Consider the following 377-nt stretch of genomic DNA (forward strand, 5'->3'; position numbering starts at 1 on the left):
GGGTCACCATATCAAAAAAAGAAAATTGTACGTTTAGACACAATTTGGACACAATGTAGCCGGTTCCCTGTACGTTAAGGAACCGGCTACTTACTTTACTACTTTTTTATATAATTTTTCTCTCGTAATGGTCTTAGATTATTAAAATTTGTTTTTTCATTTAAGTTCCACACATAATCACCTGTCAACGTAATATGTTCCCATCCAAGTGGAGATATATGTTGTAAATAGTCTTCTGGAATGTCCACGCCTTTTGCACGTAAAGCATCTACTGCACGTGATATATATACCGTATTCCATAATACAATTGCTGAAATAAGAAGTTGCAAACCACTCGCTCTATGTAATTGATCCTCATAAGAACGATCTCGAATTTC

The 377-nt window shown here is 35.0% G+C and carries 1 protein-coding gene; it reads right to left on the bottom strand.

Features of this window, described 5'->3' with window-relative positions; all coding sequences use genetic code 11:
* Positions 1-98: 98 nt before the first annotated feature.
* The coding region (locus COC96_RS27000) for a Tn3 family transposase (RefSeq protein WP_142340053.1) at positions 99-377 on the bottom strand (279 nt) is incomplete at its 5' end.

Origin of the sequence: Bacillus cereus (genome assembly GCF_002577405.1) — a bacterium.
In the GTDB taxonomy this organism is placed as follows: Bacteria; Bacillota; Bacilli; order Bacillales; family Bacillaceae_G; genus Bacillus_A; species Bacillus_A cereus_AU.